We start from the raw sequence: 14439 nt of genomic DNA on the forward strand, positions 1-14439 counted from the left end.
TTCATGTCGATCATCGCCCGCAACAAGAACAGCAAGCCCCGCCTGACCGTGAAGGATCTGGCGCGCGATCTCGGCATGTCTGTTTCGACCGTATCCAGGGCCTTTCACGCCGATGCCGTGATCGCCAAGAATACGCGGGACCTGGTGCTGAACCGTGCGAGGGAGATCGGCTATTCGCCGAACCCTTTCGCGCGCAGCCTCATCACCAAGAAGACGCGTATCGTGGGTATCGTCGTCGCGGACATCAAGAACCCGTTCTATCCGGAAGTGCTGACGCGGCTGACCACCGCCCTTCGTGCCATCGACATGAACGTGATGCTCGTCGCCGCCGACCAGTCGGGAGACGTCGACCAGGCGCTACGCCTGCTGCTCAACTACCAGCCAGATCTTGCCATCATCCTGGCGGCCACCCTGTCTTCGGCGGCCGCGCAGGAATGCCGTAGGGCCGGCACTCCGGTGATCTTTTTCAACCGACTCTCGGCCGACGACCACGCGTTCGGCATTTCCTGCGACAATATACTCGGCGGCCGCAGCATCGCCGACTATCTCGTCGATACCGGCCACCAGCGCCTGGCCTACATCGCCGCCTTGCCCGATGCCTCCACCAATGTCGCACGCCACAGGGGCTTCAGCGAACGCGCCGTCGAGCGTGGCCTCGCCGCGCCGATAGTTATCGAGGCCGGCCAGTTCAGCTATCACGCCGGCTACGAAGCGGCGCGCAAGCTGCGTGACCTGAAAGAGGTTCCCGACGGTGTCTTCTGCGCCAACGACATTCTCGCCATTGGCTTTCTCGACGGCGTGCGGCGAGAGCTGGCGCTCGGCGTGCCGGACGACATTTCGATCGTCGGCTTCGACGATATCGAGATGGCCCACTGGCCTTCGCACGGGCTGACGACCGTCCGGCAGCCCATTGACCAGATGCTCGAGGCCACGGTCAGCCTGGCGAAGGAATTGAGCACGAATTCCGGCCGGGAGCCGATCGTTCAACTAATCCCGCCCGGCGCGGTGATCGAGCGCGCGACGACGCGAAAAAGGCACCATGGCTGATATCCCGGGAAAGCGCTTCTTCGAGCGGGCGGTAAGCGTCCACCGCTATGACTGCGAGGTCGTCGCGGCGCCCCATGTCTCCGTCACCGGAAGCGAGGAACCCGTCGCCACCGTGAACGATGCCGCGTTGGCCGACGAAGCCATCGTCCGCTACGTCGTGGCAACCCGCCCCGTCTACGAAGGCCTGCGCCGGCTGATCGGCCAACTCGCTGGCCTGCTGGTCCTGGCTCAGGCCGGCGGACGCCGCGACGTGCTCGATCTGCCTGACATTCCGGTGGCCCGCGAACGGTGGACGGAGGTGGAGCAGCGGCTGGGCGCCTTGCACGCGCCGCATGGGCTCGAAAGCCATTGCGCGCGTCTGGGGGCCGCTCATGCAACGCTGGGCGAGGTCCTGGACGATTTCGGTTCGGCCCGACTGCGGCGCGACTGGCAGCAGGAGCTCGACCGGGCCGGGGAGAGGATCAAACGCGCCTACGCCGGGCTGCAGGCGGCGTCGGAACCGCGGGCCGGTATGACGCCGGTCGATTTCAATCACGCCTGCTGCAGCTGTGCGCAGCGTTGGCGACAACAGGGAGGAAGCAATGGGCCAATATTCGATCTGGGTGCTTGAGTACAGCTATGTCAGCAACTACCACAAGAGCGGGGTGCTCTACGGCGCCCACAACCAGGGCTACGTGAAACTTCCCTACTGCTACGCGCTGATCAAGGGCAACGGTCGCGTTGCCATGGTCGATGTCGGCTACAACAACAAGGACTACGGCAAGCATCTCGCCGACAAATTTGGCGTCGAGAACTGGCACTCGCCCGACGCCGTTCTTGGCGAAATCGGCCTCTCGCCCAAGAACGTCGACACAGTTTTCGTCACGCACGCGCATTTCGACCATTTCGGCAATGTCGAGGACTTCCCGAATGCGACCTTCTACATCCAGGAGAGGGAGATCGCGAAGTGGGTCTGGGCGATGTCGCTGCCGGACCGCATGCGCTGGATGAACGTAGCCGTCGACCCCGGCGACATCGTGCGCGGCGTCGATCTGGCCCGTCAGAAGCGGTTGGTAACGATCGACGGATCGAAACAGGACGTCCTGCCCGACATCGATCTCCATGCCGCTTTTGACAGCCATACCTACGGGTCGATGTGGGTCACCGTGCGCAACGGCAAGGACGACACCTGGGTGCTGGCTGGCGATCTGGTCTACGTCTTCGACAACATCGAGGGCTCGGGAGCTGCCGTCGATATCGAGACGCTCTACGTTCCGGTGGGGCTTGCGGTCGGCAGCCAGACCAATCTCGTTCTCGCTACCGAGGAGATGATGAAGCAGGTGGGCCACGAGGCACGGCGGGTTATTCCCATCCACGAAGAGCGGTTGAAGGACCGGTTCCCATCCCGCATCACTCAGGATGGCCTGCGGATCACCGAAATTTGCCTCGCGGACGGCGAGACGTCACGGGTGCAATGATGGATGCAATCCGCAAAGTCGCCATTGTCGGTGCCGGACTGGTCGGCCGTGGCTGGGCGATCGTCTTCGCCCGGGCCGGCCATGATGTGACCATCTATGACGGCAGCGCCGACATCCGCGCCGCGGTGCTCGACAAGATCCGGGCCAGCCTTGCCGATATGCAAGAGGCCGGGCTGGTAGATGCCGTCGATGCAGTCATGCGGCGGCTGAACGTTGTCGATACGCTGGAGGGTGCGGTAGCGGATGCCGACTACATCCAGGAGTCGGTGCTGGAAGTGCGCGACATCAAGGAGGCGGTCTGTCTGGAGATTGACCGGGCGATGCGGCCCGACGCGGTCGTAGGCAGCTCCAGCTCCGGCATTCCGGCCTCGGCCTTCACCGGGTCCTGTGCCAACCGCCGGCGTTTTCTTGTCGCTCATCCCGTCAATCCACCGCATTTGATCCCGTTGGTGGAACTGGTCCCGGCGCCCTGGACCGACGCGGAGGCCGTTGCGTGGCTGCGGGTGCAGATGCAGGCCGTAGGGCAGGCTGCCGTGATCGTGCGCAAGGAAGTCGAAGGGTTCGTCCTCAACCGGCTTCAGGGGGCATTGCTGAACGAAGCCTGGGCCCTGCTCGAGGAGGGCGTGGCAAGTGCCGCCGATATCGACCTTACGGTGTCGCATGGGCTCGGCTACCGGTGGTCCTTCATGGGGCCTTTCGAGACGATCGATCTGAATGCGCCCGGCGGGATCGCGGACTACGCGAGACGTCTGGGACCGCTCTACCATTCGATCGCCCTCGCCAGGCGCGATCCGGCCCCCTGGTCGGAAGGGCTGGTTGCCAAGGCCGAGGAAGCGCGCCGCGAAAAGTTGTCAGCATCCCAACTCGCCGAACGCAGCGCCTGGCGCGACCGCAATCTAATGGCGCTGGCCGCCCATAAGCGAAGCACCGGGGTTTGACACTCAGGAGACGGCCATGACAGCCACACTCACAGGCAAGGTTGCCCTGGTCACTGGAGCAACCGGCGGCATCGGCGCGCGGATCGTATCCAGGCTTGCTGCGGAAGGGGCTTCGGTTGTCATCGGCTACAACCGTTCGCGGCAGACGGCCGACGATCTGGTTTCGTCATTGGCGTACGGCGATCACTTCGTCGCCGAGGCGACCGTGACGGACAGCGATTGCCTCGCGCGCCTCGCTGGTCAGATCGAGAAAAGCTTTGGCCGGCTGGATGTCCTGGTCAATTGCGCCGGGACAACCCGCTTCGTGCCACATCCGGACCTCGACAGCCTGGACGATGAATTGATCGACCGCATCTTCAGCGTCAACGTGCGCGGTGTGATTGCTGCGACGCGGGCCATGCGGCCGCTGCTCGACCGCACCGGCAGCGGGGTTGTTGTCAACATCTCGTCGATCGCAGGGGTCACCGCCATGGGAAGCAACGTCGCCTATTGTGCGTCGAAAGCCGCTGTCGATAATCTGACCAAGTCGCTGGCGCGTGCCCTGGCCCCGAGAATCAGGGTCGTGTCGGTCTCGCCCGGCGTCGTCGACACCGACTTCATCAAGGGCCGTGACGAATCCTGGCGGGACGAACAGGCAAGCCGGACGCCGCTGGGGCGGCTGGGCACGCCCGACGATGTCGCCGAGGCGGTTTTGGCGGCTGCGACCCATCTCCGTTTCGTGACCGGCGTTATCATTCCGGTCGACGGCGGTCGGCCCCTGGCCTAGAGCCCGGGACAGGATCAGGTCGAACGGACCTCGTTTCTACGCGTGGCCGCCAATCATCGATCTGCGGTCAAGAAGTGCCCGCGCCCGCTGATCGATCTAATCCTCCAGCAGATAGCCTGTCCGGTGGGCGAGGGGCTTTTGGCCCACCACCTTGGCAATGACCTGATTGGCGGCGACAAGTTTCTTCAGCCTTCGCGTCACCACGAGCCCGTCGGTGCGCGCCCGTACCGTCACGCGCGCCTCGCGGCCCAGCGAAGAAGGCACGATGATGTCCGCGATCGGCTGTCCACAAGTGACGCGTTCACCCAGTTCGGCGCGGTAGACGATGACACCGAAAGCGGGCGTGCGAACCACATCGCACGCATCGAAGCCGGTGATCTCGCAAAGCGCGGCGGGCGGCAGGCCCGCTTGCCCCGCGACGTAGCCGCGGCGGCGAAGCACGTTGAGCAAGGCGGAAGCGTCAGCCGACGCCATCTCATCACTGATGTCGATGAAGCCGCGCAGTTCCACCGTCGCGGCGAGGCAGCCGATCGGGATCACCTTATCGGGAAGGGCAGCCGCAAGCCTGATCCAGGGCTCGACGCTTGCTTCGGCGAAGGTTGAGCCGCCCGACGAACCCTGTGAGAACACCGCCCGGCAACCGAGTTCCCGCGCAAGGTCGGACAATTCGGCCGAGATCTCGGGCCGCACGAACAGATGCATCAGCCCTTCGTCGTCGCAGTGCAGATCCAGCACAAGATCGGAATCGAAAGCCTCGCGTGCCAAGGCGGTGTAAAGGGAATCGACAGGCTGCCCTGCGCCGCGTTCGTCGAGAATTTCGCGAATCGTGCTGCGGATGAGCACCGTGTTGTCGTCGGCGCTGCTTCCGAGCCGATCGGCAAGTCGGATGGTCAATTCGCCGGCGACATCAGGCCATTTGCGGTTGAAATTCCGGCCGCTGGCCAGATCGTAACGCCCCAGATGATCGCCATTGACGAACTGCGCCAGGCCGAGCGGGTTGGCGTAGGGAACGACGACGATCTGGCCCCGGATTTCGCCGCGCGCGTCGGCGGCGTCAAGCTGCTCGACCAGATGGTGTAACACCAGCAGGCCGGGCGCTTCGTCGGCATGCAGCGCGGCATGTATGTAGGCTTTCGGGCGCGCGTCGGCGGCACCATACCGGATGATGCGCACGCTGTGTTGGCTGCCCGGCGTGCCGTTGGCAAGAGGAACATCGAGGATTTCACGAGACATTGGTGGCTCCGGCGAGCGCACGTTCCGATAGCGGGAAGTGGCAATTGAAGACATGGCGGGGATCTTCCCGGTCGGCTGCCCGGGACGGGAAGACGCTTTTGCAGATGCCCTGCGCATAGCGGCAGCGGGTGTGAAACTCGCAGCCCGTTGGGCGCGTCATCAGGCTCGGCACCTCGCCGCTGAGCTCGACCCTGTCGAGCACGGCGTCCGGGTCGGGTTCCGGATTGGCCGACAGCAGCGCCTCCGTATAGGGGTGGCGCGGCTGCGCGAATATCCGCTCGGTCGAGCCGACCTCGATGAAGCGGCCGAGATACATGATCGCCATGCGATCGGTCATGTGGCGCACGACATTGAGATTATGCGTGATGATGAGAATGGCGATGCCGAGTTCGCCCTGCAAACGTCCAAGCAGATTGAGGACTTCACCCTGAACGGACACGTCCAGTCCCGCGGTCGGCTCGTCGGCGATGATAAGATCGGGTTGCAATGCAAGGGCCCGCGCCACGCCGACGCGGCGCGCTTGGCCTCCGGAAAGCTGGTGTGGATATCGCCGCCCGAAATCGGCGGGCAGGCCGACCATGTTGAGCAGGCGTTCCGCTTCGGCGGCGGGGTCGCGGCCGGTAACGCCGTGAATGCGGAAAGGCTCCATCAGCAGTGAGCGTACAGTGAGTCGCGGCGACAGCGATCCGACCGGATCCTGGAACATCATCGCCATGCGCCGAAGATGCGGCTTGCGCTCCGTCGGGGCGAGGCCGTTCAGCACCTGACCATCGAAGCGTATCGTGCCGCCCGTTGGCGGCCGCAGGCCCATGATGGCGCGGGCGATGGTGGATTTTCCCGAACCGCTTTCACCGACGAGGCCGAGCGTTTCGCCCTTGCGGATCTCGAAGGAAACGCCGCAGACGGCGTCCACGAACGGGTTCTTAACGCCGCTGGCGAGCGCCTTCAGCGCGCCCATGGTGCGGAAGCGTACGCGAAGATCCTCGACAGAAAGCAGGGGGCTCATACCGGCGCCACCAGCGTGTCGTCGAGACGATGGCAACGTGCGGTGTGCGTTGCGCCGATAGCGCACGGGACAGGACTGTCATCCACGCACCGGGTAAAGGCTTGCGGGCAGCGCCGACGGAAGATGCAACCCGCCTGGGTACCGAGGAGGCTCGGCACCTCGCCTGGGATCGTCGGCAACTGGCGGGTGCGTTGCCTGATGCGTCCGGGATCACATTCGAGCAGCGCGCGCGTATAGGGATGCCCCGGTCGGCGGAAGATGTCGCGCACGGTGCCGTATTCGACCACCTCGCCCGCATACATGACCGCCACCCGGTCGCAGAGCTCGGCGACAGCGCCGAGGTGGTGAGAGACGAACAGGATCGAGCAGCCGATCTCCTTTTGCAGCTCTTTCAACAGATGGATGATCTGCACCTCCAGCGTCGCGTCGAGCGCTGTGGTCGGTTCGTCCGCGATGAGCAGCGCCGGCTTCACCAGCAGCGCCATGGCGATGCAGATACGCTGGCGCATGCCACCGGAAAACTCGTGCGGATAGCCGCCGATGCGGCTCTCCGGGTCCGGAATGCCGACCCGATGGAGCATATCCAGGGCGCGCTGGCGCTTGGCCCGGTGCGAGCCGCCCTCGTGATGCTGGATATCGATCATCTGGCTTTCGATGCTGCGCACAGGGTTCAACGCCGTCATCGGATCCTGGAAGATCATCGACATGCGGTTGCCGAGTAAGCCGCGCCGCTCCGCCGGAGCCATGCCGAGCAGGTCGCGCCCCTCGAACAGGATGGCGCCGTTCACCATCTCGGCATTTTCCGCCAGCAGCCCCATCACGGCATAGGCGAGCGTCGATTTGCCCGAACCGCTTTCGCCGACGATGCCGACCACTTCGCCCGCCGGCACGTCGATATGGATATCGCGCAGTGCATGGGCGCGACCGCGCGGCGTGCCGAAATCGAGAGACAGACCACGGATCGCCAGAAGCGGGTCGCGGTTTGGAGAATGTCCTGCCTGAGCGCCGGGATTCATAGGTCTTTCCGAAGCTTGGGGTCGAAAATGTCGCGCAGCGCCTCGCCGAGGAAAGTGAAGCCCAGCGTGGTTATGACGATCGGGATGCCGCCGGCGATCACCAGCCACACCGTCTTGTGGATATAGCCATAGCCGTCACTGAGGATGGTTCCCCAGTCCGGCGTCGGCGGACGGACACCCATGCCTAGGAAGCTCATGCCGGCCTCCAGCGTGATGACCAGCGGAACATCCATGCTGACCAGGATCAGCAGCGGCCCGATCACATTGGGCAGCACGTGCACGGCAAGGATTCGCACGATGCCGGCGCCCATGGCGCGCTCCGCAGTGATGAACTCGCTCTCGCGCAGTGCGTGGGCCTGCGTGCGCACCACGCGCGCATAGATCGGCACGGACGTGATCGCGACGACGAAGATGACGCTGGCAAGGCTCGGCCCGAGCAGCGTCACCACTGCCAAGGCGAAGATGATAACCGGAAAGGAGCGGATCGTGTCGAAGACCAGCAGCAGCAGATTGTCCAGCCAGCGCGGACCGAAGGCGGCGATGAGGCCGAGCACAAGCCCTGCGCTGAGCGAGGCGCCCAACGAGACGAAGGCGACGAGCAGCGCGATCCTTCCGCCCATGACGACCCGCGAGAAGACATCGCGTCCCAACTGATCGGTGCCGAGAAGAAAATGCAAAGAGGGCGGCGCCAGCCGGGGCCCAACCATGATCTTGATCGGATCGTGAGGCACGATCCAGGTGGCGAAGACCGCAGTCGCCACCATCAGCACGACCAGCACGGCGCCCATCATGCCGAGCGGAGACTTGCGCAATTGCCGCAGGAACATGGTGGCCGCGCCCGGCCCGCGGCGTTCATCGACCGCCTCGCGAATGATTTGAACTTCGGACACGCTACAAATTCTCGCGAATTCTTGGATCGAGCGCCGCGTTGACGAGGTCGGCGAGCGTCGTGGAGATGACGAACAGAACGGTGGTGACGAGGACCGTGCCCATGACGATCGGATAGTTGCGCGAGTCCACCGCCTTGACGATCAGCGCGCCGATGCCGGGCCGGGCGAAGACCACCTCGACGAAAACCGCCGCCGAGAGCAGGTGCGCCATGCCGACGCCGATGATCGTCACTGTCGGCACGATCGCGAGCGGCAGCGCGTAGCGCGCCACGATGCGCCGCTCTGAAAGGCCGAAGGAGCGCGCCATGCGAATGTGGTTCTCGCCAAGAATCTCCAGCATGGAGGCGCGCACGATGCGCGAGATGTAGCCCACCCAGCCGATACCGACGACGAAGGCTGGAAGGATGAGATGGACGAACCCGTCGCGGAAGCCTGAGCCGGCGCCGATGGCCGGCAGCCAGCGCAGGCCGACCGAGAAGATCAACAGCGCATAGATCGCCATGACGAAGGACGGGATGGCGATGGTTCCGACCGCGAATACACCCACGACCTTGTCGATCACGGAGTTGCGGCGCAGCGCCGAATAGCAGCCGAGCGGCACGCCGACGATAACGGCCCAGGCGATCGAAACCAGGATGAGTTCGATCGTGTAAGGCAATTGCTCGAAAACGATGGCCGCGACAGGGCGCTGGGTAAAGACATCGGTGCCGAGATTACCGTGCAGCAGCCCCCCGAAGAATGAGACGATCTGCACGGGCAGCGGCTTGTCGAGGCCCATTTCCTCGTGCAATTGCGCCTTCAGTTCCGGCGTCGCACGCGGTCCGAGCAGGACCGCGGCGGGATCGCCGGGAACGGCCTGGATCATCAGGAACAGCAGCGTGACGGCAACGACGACAATTGCCGCCGCCAGCACGATACGCTTGCCAAGATATAACCACATGTTTTGACTCAGCCTGTCCCAGCGACCGCGTCAGAGCGGTTCAGCGTTTGATAGAATCGCCGACCCGCTCTAACCCTTTGTTTTTTCGCAATTCCGGACGGAAAACCGCTACGCACTTTTCCTAGAACGCCCTAGGCCGATTTCGGCTCAAAGCCGAGATAGAGTGGCCGCCCGTCTGGGCGCGTCTCGGCCTCGAGTTGCGTCGTTCGGTACATGATCGGCGAGCCTTCATGGGTGAGGAACCGGTAGGAGCCGGAATCTTCCATGATGTCCTGCATCTCATAATACATCTTGGCCCGTTCCTGCGGGTCTTCGACGGTTACCGCCTTGGCGTTGAGCTCGTCGAAGCGCTCGCTGCGGAAGCGCTCCCAGTTCCACACACCGACCTGGTCGCGCACGAAAAAGGTGGTGGCGTAATAGGGATCCGGCACCATCGAGAAACGCTGCACGATCAGCTGCATGTCCTTCCAACGTTCGCCTTCCGATTCCATGCCGATGGTCCAGAACGAACCGGAATCCTGAACATTGACCTCGACCGTGATGCCGATCTGCGACAGCTGCGCCTGGACCATTTCCGCGATCGTGGAGAAGGTGGTCACGTTGAGCGCGTCGATGGTGAGGCTGAGTTCGGTGATGCCGGCCTTCTCAAGATACTGCTTCGCCTTTTCGAGATCGCCCTCCGGCGGTATCAGCGCTTTTTCCCGGTGTCCCACCAAGCCTGGAGCGATAAGGCCGGTCGCGACCTGGGCCTGGCCTGAATAGGCCGCGTCCATGATCTGCGGCACATTGATGGCCCATTGAATCGCCTTGCGGACATTGACGTCCTTCAGCTTCGGATGGTCCGAGTTCATGCCGATATAGACATAGTAGAGCGAAGGCTTTTCTTCGATCTTGGTGTTTTCGGGCGGGCTGTCCTTCAACGTGGCCAGCGAATCGAGGCTGAAATCGGTGAAGTCGATGTCGCCTGCCTGATAGGCGCGCTCGGCGGTCTTGATATCGCTCATGGGCAGGATATGAATTTCGTCGAAGCCCGGCCTAGGGCCTTTCCATTCGGGATTTCGGGTCAACAGGACGAGCTGGTTCGGCTTCCAGTCCGACAACACGTAGGGACCTGAATAGCAGGGCGGCTTCATGCCGAAATCGCCGCCGTCGGCAACTGCCTTCGTCACCGCTTTTTTCGAGACGATGTGGCCGCAACCATAGGGAAGAGTGATGTTCCAGAGCGGCACGAAAGGCGTCTTGAGCACGATCACGCCAGTATGGTCGTCCTCGATCTCGATGCGGTCAAGCGGACCCCAGTCGCCCTTGACCGGAGAATTGTGCTGGATGACGCGCTCAAACGAGAACTTCACGTCCTCGGCGGTCATTTCGCCAAATCCGCCAGTGAAGTTGATGCCCTTCTTCAGGCGGAAGCGGATGTGCGTCGGATCGATCTGCTCGACGGATTCGGCGGCCTCGAGTTCCCAGCCCCACTCCGAACCCGGTTTATAGCGCGTAAGCTTGGTGTAGATGCAGTTCATGACGTCGACATTGTACGCGTTCTGGTAGAAGCCAGGATCGAGCTTGTCGATATCGGAATAGGCGCGGGCCTTGAGTACCTTGCCTTCGGCCGCCCATACGGCCTGCGACAAGGGCAGGCCGGAGGCGATGATCCCCGCGCCGAGGCCGGCGCCTGCCTGCAGGAAATGCCTGCGATTCAATTTCATTCCATTCACGGTTTCGTTCCCCTTTCAACTGAGCGGGTTTCCCGGCGATTGCCGGGATCCCTCTTTTTGGTACCGCGCCGCCTGATGGGGCCGCGAGTTCGGACGGCGCATTCTTCAATTCAGCCGGCAAGCCGGTCAATTTCGCTGCCGACGCAGATGTGAGCGAGATTAGCGTCAGTTCGCGAATGTCACAGCAGGCGACGCTCTATCGCCTCGGTCCATTTCTGTTCGTGGACAAGCTCGTCGCCTTCCCATGCCTCGAGATGCGCCTCGACGTGGAAGTGCGATGGCGTCGCGGTCATGGTCGTTTCGGTCACAGAACGCATGCGCCAATCAGCGCGCGAAAATTCGAACTCCCATTTCGCCTCGGCCCTGGCCGACCCGAAATCGTCGCCGCGGAAGGAATAGCGTTCGCGGCCGAGCGAGGTAATGGTTAGGTCGTTGTCGACGATGCGATAGGTGCCGGCGCCTTCGCCGATCTCAACGACGGTCGAAGCGACTGCCAGATTCTCCGTGATCGTCCAATCCTTTTGCGGCTTTGAGATCGTCTCCACCCGTAAGGGCGGCGCCCCTTCGGGTTCGGCAAAAGGCGCCGGTGCCGGATCTCCGGCGCCCCCGACGCGGACCGGAAGTTCAAGGCGGCAATCCGCCGGATGGACGGTGAGCGTGACCGGCTCGGGCGAAGGCCAAGCGATCGGGAAGTAATTTGTCGAGATGGCAAGGCGTATGCGATGCCCCGCGCTGAAGCGCTGTGCTACGTGCTTGAAGGGGACAGAGGTGCGGTAGCGCCTTGCCGGTTCGAGCGGTTCGGGCCTCTCATGGCTATCGCGATGCGTCAGGTTCAAAAGGCCGTAGCTGACGCGCGTCGTCGCGCCATCGGGGGCGACATCCGAAAGACGGACGGCCACCATGGCGACGGGCCTGTCGCTTTCGAAGACAAGATCGAGCATTGCATCGCCGGCGATCTCAACATCGTGCGCCAGCTCTTGCGTCTCATAGACCAGACTGCCGGCATCGTCGCCGCGCTGGTCAGCCGGCTGGTCGCCGGGCACGGCATAGGAGCACCATTTGCCGCCGCGCAGGCCAACCGACAAGGGCGAGCGGACCGTCTGCGTTCCGGCCGCATCGTCTGCCCGGCGTAGGGACAGGCGCCCATTGCCGGAAAGGAAGAAGGACTGCCGCTCGATATTCGGCGATGGCCATGCCGGCTCCGTGACCCAGCGTCCGGCGCGCGTCTCGTAGGAAGTTTGCGGCGGGGCGCTATCCTGCATGAACAGGCGCAGCATCGGCTCGTCCATGATGCCGGTGTCACGGCCCTTCAGCCATTGATCCCACCAGCGGACGCATTCCTGCAGAAAGCCGATGGCAGGACCAGGCTTGCCGATATGGGGATAAGTGTGCGCCCATGGCCCGACCAGCCCCTTGCGCGGGCCCTGCAGCTTTTCCATCAGGCGGAAGACCGAGCGGCAATAACCATCGGCCCAGCCGCTGACGGCGTAGACCGGGCAGGTGATCGCGCCGAAATCCTCGCAGACCGAACCGTGTTTCCAGAACTTGTCGCGGTGCTGGTGCTCCAGCCAGTTCTTCAGCCATAGCCCGCTTTCCTTCAATCGACTGTGCCACAAAGCGCGCCAATTGTGCGGCTTGTTGCGTGGGTCGGGCGGCAGCGTGTTGCGCCCGAACATGATCGCCGCCCAGGAGAGATTGTCGATGAGCAGCGTGCCACCCATGTGGTGGACATCGTCGGCGTAGCGGTCGTCGGTCGAGGCGCAACTGATCACCGCCTTCAGCGCAGGCGGCCGCATGGCCGCGATCTGCAATCCGTTGAAGCCGCCCCAGGAGATGCCGATCATGCCGACGTTGCCGTCGCACCAGGGCTGGGAGGCCAGCCATTCGATGACCGAGCAGCCGTCGTCCAGCTCCTGCTGAAGGTACTCGTCGAGCATCAGCCCTTCGGAATCGCCGGTTCCGCGCAGGTCGACGCGCACCACTGCGTAGCCGTGGCCGGCCACGTAGGGGTGCATGACGACATCACGCGCGGCGGTCAGATCGTTCTTGCGATAGGGGATGTATTCCAGGATAGCCGGCACCGGCTTTTGTTCGGCACCCTCGGGGAGCCACATGCGCGCCGCAAGCCGGCAACCGTCCGGCATCGGAATCTCGAAATGGTCGACCGAGCGGATCGGATGGGGGAAGTTGGACACTGTGCGCATGACGAGGCCTCTGTTGGAGAGCGCCACTTTGGGCAAATCGGCGGTGCCGCACAATTTCGCGACCCTTCGCGACTTGACACTGTTCTGGCGTCAGTATGCATTAGGTCATGCAGACCGAACCGCTTCCCCAGAACCTCGCCTTCCTGTGCAGCTATTATCCGTCTATCGCCGCCGTGTGCCGGCGCCTGCAGATCAACCGCCAGCAGTTCAACAAATATCTGAGCGGCCAGACCTGGCCGTCCCGCCGCAACATGCGCAAGATCTGCGATTTCTTCGGCGTGAGCGAAGGCGAGCTTTTGATGGACCAGCAGCGCTTTGCCGAGATCGTCGGCCTGCGCCGCCGCCCGCTCGGCGTCCACGCGCCGTCGGACATGCTGGTGCATATGGAGCAGCTCTATCAGCGTTCCGGCGATCTCGGGCGCTATGTCGGCTACTATTTCCGCTATTTCTACTCGTTCGGCTATGCCGGCAAGATCATCAAATGCCTGGTCGTGATCTATGAAAAGGAAGGCCGCTATTTCTGGAAATGCATGGAAAGGCTCGTCCATTTCGGCAAATATGGCGTGAAGACCTCGAAATATTCGGCCGCCCTGCTGCTGCTCGGCGATCGCATATTCGCGCTCGAATCCGAAACCCTGCTCAAGACCAGCATCACCCAGGTGATCCTCTATCCGAGCTACCAGACGAGCGTCGCCTATCTGGTCGGCATCCAGACGGGCATGCCCCTTTTACGAGGGCGGAGACCAGCGGCCTCGGTCGTGCTTCTGGAATATCTCGGCCGCTCCGTCGACCAGCGCAAGGCGCTGCAGGCCTGCGGCCTATTCGACGAAACTGACCCCGCCATCGATGCCGGCATCCGCGCCATGATCACCAACCGCATCCCCGTTGGGACATTCGTGCTCGAGACGGAAGAGGTGTAGACGTTCCTCCCCACGCGACCCGCATCAGCGTGGGCCTGTCCAACCCGTTCAGCGCGAGGTTGTCACCCATGTCTTAGGTACAGTCTGTTACCTATGTCTCCGGGCCGTACAGGTGAGAGGTGGTAGCGGGAGAGGGACTTGAACCCCCGACCCCAGGATTATGATTCCCGTGCTCTAACCAACTGAGCTACCCCGCCAGGGCGGCGAAAGGCCCGAAATCCGCCTTAAATCGCAAGGCATTTCGAGGCGTTCGCCAAGGTCGCGCGGATATAAGGTTGGGAGGGTGAGCCTGTCAAGCTTCGAACCG

Annotated in this window: 13 protein-coding genes and 1 tRNA gene; 6 read left to right on the top strand and 8 right to left on the bottom strand. The window is 63.2% G+C overall.

What is annotated here, in order from left to right:
• Positions 1–3: 3 nt before the first annotated feature.
• The 5 genes from FJ959_RS20785 to FJ959_RS20805 are packed head-to-tail and all read left to right on the top strand — an operon-like array spanning position 4 to position 4208.
• The gene (locus FJ959_RS20785) at positions 4–1047 is read left to right on the top strand and encodes a LacI family DNA-binding transcriptional regulator (RefSeq protein WP_140624208.1); all 1044 of its coding nucleotides are present in this window, start codon (positions 4–6) and stop codon (positions 1045–1047) included.
• Positions 1040–1657, top strand: coding sequence for a hypothetical protein (locus FJ959_RS20790; protein WP_140547228.1), 618 nt, complete (start codon positions 1040–1042; stop codon positions 1655–1657). The genes FJ959_RS20785 and FJ959_RS20790 overlap by 8 nt, the downstream gene beginning before the upstream one ends.
• Positions 1629–2504 carry an N-acyl homoserine lactonase family protein gene (locus FJ959_RS20795; RefSeq protein WP_140518016.1) on the top strand — a complete coding sequence of 292 codons (876 nt, stop codon included), beginning with the start codon at positions 1629–1631 and terminating at the stop codon, positions 2502–2504. Before FJ959_RS20790 ends, FJ959_RS20795 begins: the two co-directional genes overlap by 29 nt.
• Positions 2504–3442: a 3-hydroxyacyl-CoA dehydrogenase gene (locus tag FJ959_RS20800; protein ID WP_246671786.1), complete on the top strand. Its 939-nt coding sequence runs from the start codon at positions 2504–2506 to the stop codon at positions 3440–3442. Before FJ959_RS20795 ends, FJ959_RS20800 begins: the two co-directional genes overlap by 1 nt.
• Positions 3443–3458: 16 nt before the next feature.
• Complete coding sequence (locus FJ959_RS20805) at positions 3459–4208, top strand: SDR family oxidoreductase (RefSeq protein ID WP_140556170.1); 750 nt, start codon at positions 3459–3461, stop codon at positions 4206–4208.
• A gap of 96 nt (positions 4209–4304) precedes the next feature.
• Here the strand turns inward: FJ959_RS20805 and FJ959_RS20810 are convergent, their stop codons facing one another.
• From FJ959_RS20810 to FJ959_RS20840, 7 genes are all read right to left on the bottom strand, one after another.
• A complete protein-coding gene (locus FJ959_RS20810) occupies positions 4305–5441 on the bottom strand; it encodes a succinylglutamate desuccinylase/aspartoacylase family protein (RefSeq protein WP_181168601.1) in 1137 nt (378 codons plus the stop codon).
• Positions 5431–6447, bottom strand: a complete 1017-nt coding sequence (locus FJ959_RS20815) for an ABC transporter ATP-binding protein (RefSeq protein ID WP_140522206.1) — start codon at positions 6445–6447, stop codon at positions 5431–5433. Before FJ959_RS20815 ends, FJ959_RS20810 begins: the two co-directional genes overlap by 11 nt.
• Entirely contained in the window at positions 6444–7463 is a 1020-nt protein-coding gene (locus FJ959_RS20820; protein ID WP_140631763.1) for an ABC transporter ATP-binding protein, read from the bottom strand. The genes FJ959_RS20815 and FJ959_RS20820 overlap by 4 nt, the downstream gene beginning before the upstream one ends.
• Entirely contained in the window at positions 7460–8353 is an 894-nt protein-coding gene (locus FJ959_RS20825) for an ABC transporter permease (RefSeq protein WP_246678997.1), read from the bottom strand. Before FJ959_RS20825 ends, FJ959_RS20820 begins: the two co-directional genes overlap by 4 nt.
• A gap of 1 nt (position 8354) precedes the next feature.
• Complete coding sequence (locus FJ959_RS20830; RefSeq protein WP_140522202.1) at positions 8355–9293, bottom strand: ABC transporter permease; 939 nt, start codon at positions 9291–9293, stop codon at positions 8355–8357.
• 131 nt (positions 9294–9424) lie between these two features.
• Entirely contained in the window at positions 9425–10999 is a 1575-nt protein-coding gene (locus tag FJ959_RS20835) for an ABC transporter substrate-binding protein (protein WP_140496108.1), read from the bottom strand.
• 188 nt (positions 11000–11187) lie between these two features.
• Complete coding sequence (locus FJ959_RS20840) at positions 11188–13212, bottom strand: CocE/NonD family hydrolase (protein WP_140496107.1); 2025 nt, start codon at positions 13210–13212, stop codon at positions 11188–11190.
• Between the two features lie 107 nt (positions 13213–13319).
• On the opposite strand from FJ959_RS20840, the gene FJ959_RS20845 reads away from it, so the two are divergent.
• Positions 13320–14132: a helix-turn-helix transcriptional regulator gene (locus FJ959_RS20845; RefSeq protein ID WP_140631766.1), complete on the top strand. Its 813-nt coding sequence runs from the start codon at positions 13320–13322 to the stop codon at positions 14130–14132.
• Between the two features lie 120 nt (positions 14133–14252).
• Here FJ959_RS20845 and FJ959_RS20850 read toward each other — a convergent pair.
• Positions 14253–14329, bottom strand: a tRNA-Met gene (locus FJ959_RS20850).
• Between the last annotated feature and the right edge of the window lie 110 nt (positions 14330–14439).

Source organism: Mesorhizobium sp. B2-2-4, assembly GCF_006442375.1.
Lineage (GTDB): Bacteria > Pseudomonadota > Alphaproteobacteria > Rhizobiales > Rhizobiaceae > Mesorhizobium.

What these genes read in the sequence shown, in the direction of transcription:
- FJ959_RS20790 (WP_140547228.1), top strand. Translation starts at nt 1,040, where the DNA reads ATGGCTGATATCCCGGGAAAGCGCTTCTTCGAGCGGGCGGTAAGCGTC.
- FJ959_RS20800 (WP_246671786.1), top strand. Translation starts at nt 2,504, where the DNA reads ATGGATGCAATCCGCAAAGTCGCCATTGTCGGTGCCGGACTGGTCGGC.
- FJ959_RS20835 (WP_140496108.1), bottom strand. Translation starts at nt 10,999, where the DNA reads ATGAAATTGAATCGCAGGCATTTCCTGCAGGCAGGCGCCGGCCTCGGC.
- FJ959_RS20785 (WP_140624208.1), top strand. Translation starts at nt 4, where the DNA reads ATGTCGATCATCGCCCGCAACAAGAACAGCAAGCCCCGCCTGACCGTG.
- FJ959_RS20820 (WP_140631763.1), bottom strand. Translation starts at nt 7,463, where the DNA reads ATGAATCCCGGCGCTCAGGCAGGACATTCTCCAAACCGCGACCCGCTT.
- FJ959_RS20840 (WP_140496107.1), bottom strand. Translation starts at nt 13,212, where the DNA reads ATGCGCACAGTGTCCAACTTCCCCCATCCGATCCGCTCGGTCGACCAT.
- FJ959_RS20810 (WP_181168601.1), bottom strand. Translation starts at nt 5,441, where the DNA reads ATGTCTCGTGAAATCCTCGATGTTCCTCTTGCCAACGGCACGCCGGGC.
- FJ959_RS20830 (WP_140522202.1), bottom strand. Translation starts at nt 9,293, where the DNA reads ATGTGGTTATATCTTGGCAAGCGTATCGTGCTGGCGGCGGCAATTGTC.
- FJ959_RS20815 (WP_140522206.1), bottom strand. Translation starts at nt 6,447, where the DNA reads ATGAGCCCCCTGCTTTCTGTCGAGGATCTTCGCGTACGCTTCCGCACC.
- FJ959_RS20805 (WP_140556170.1), top strand. Translation starts at nt 3,459, where the DNA reads ATGACAGCCACACTCACAGGCAAGGTTGCCCTGGTCACTGGAGCAACC.
- FJ959_RS20845 (WP_140631766.1), top strand. Translation starts at nt 13,320, where the DNA reads ATGCAGACCGAACCGCTTCCCCAGAACCTCGCCTTCCTGTGCAGCTAT.
- FJ959_RS20795 (WP_140518016.1), top strand. Translation starts at nt 1,629, where the DNA reads ATGGGCCAATATTCGATCTGGGTGCTTGAGTACAGCTATGTCAGCAAC.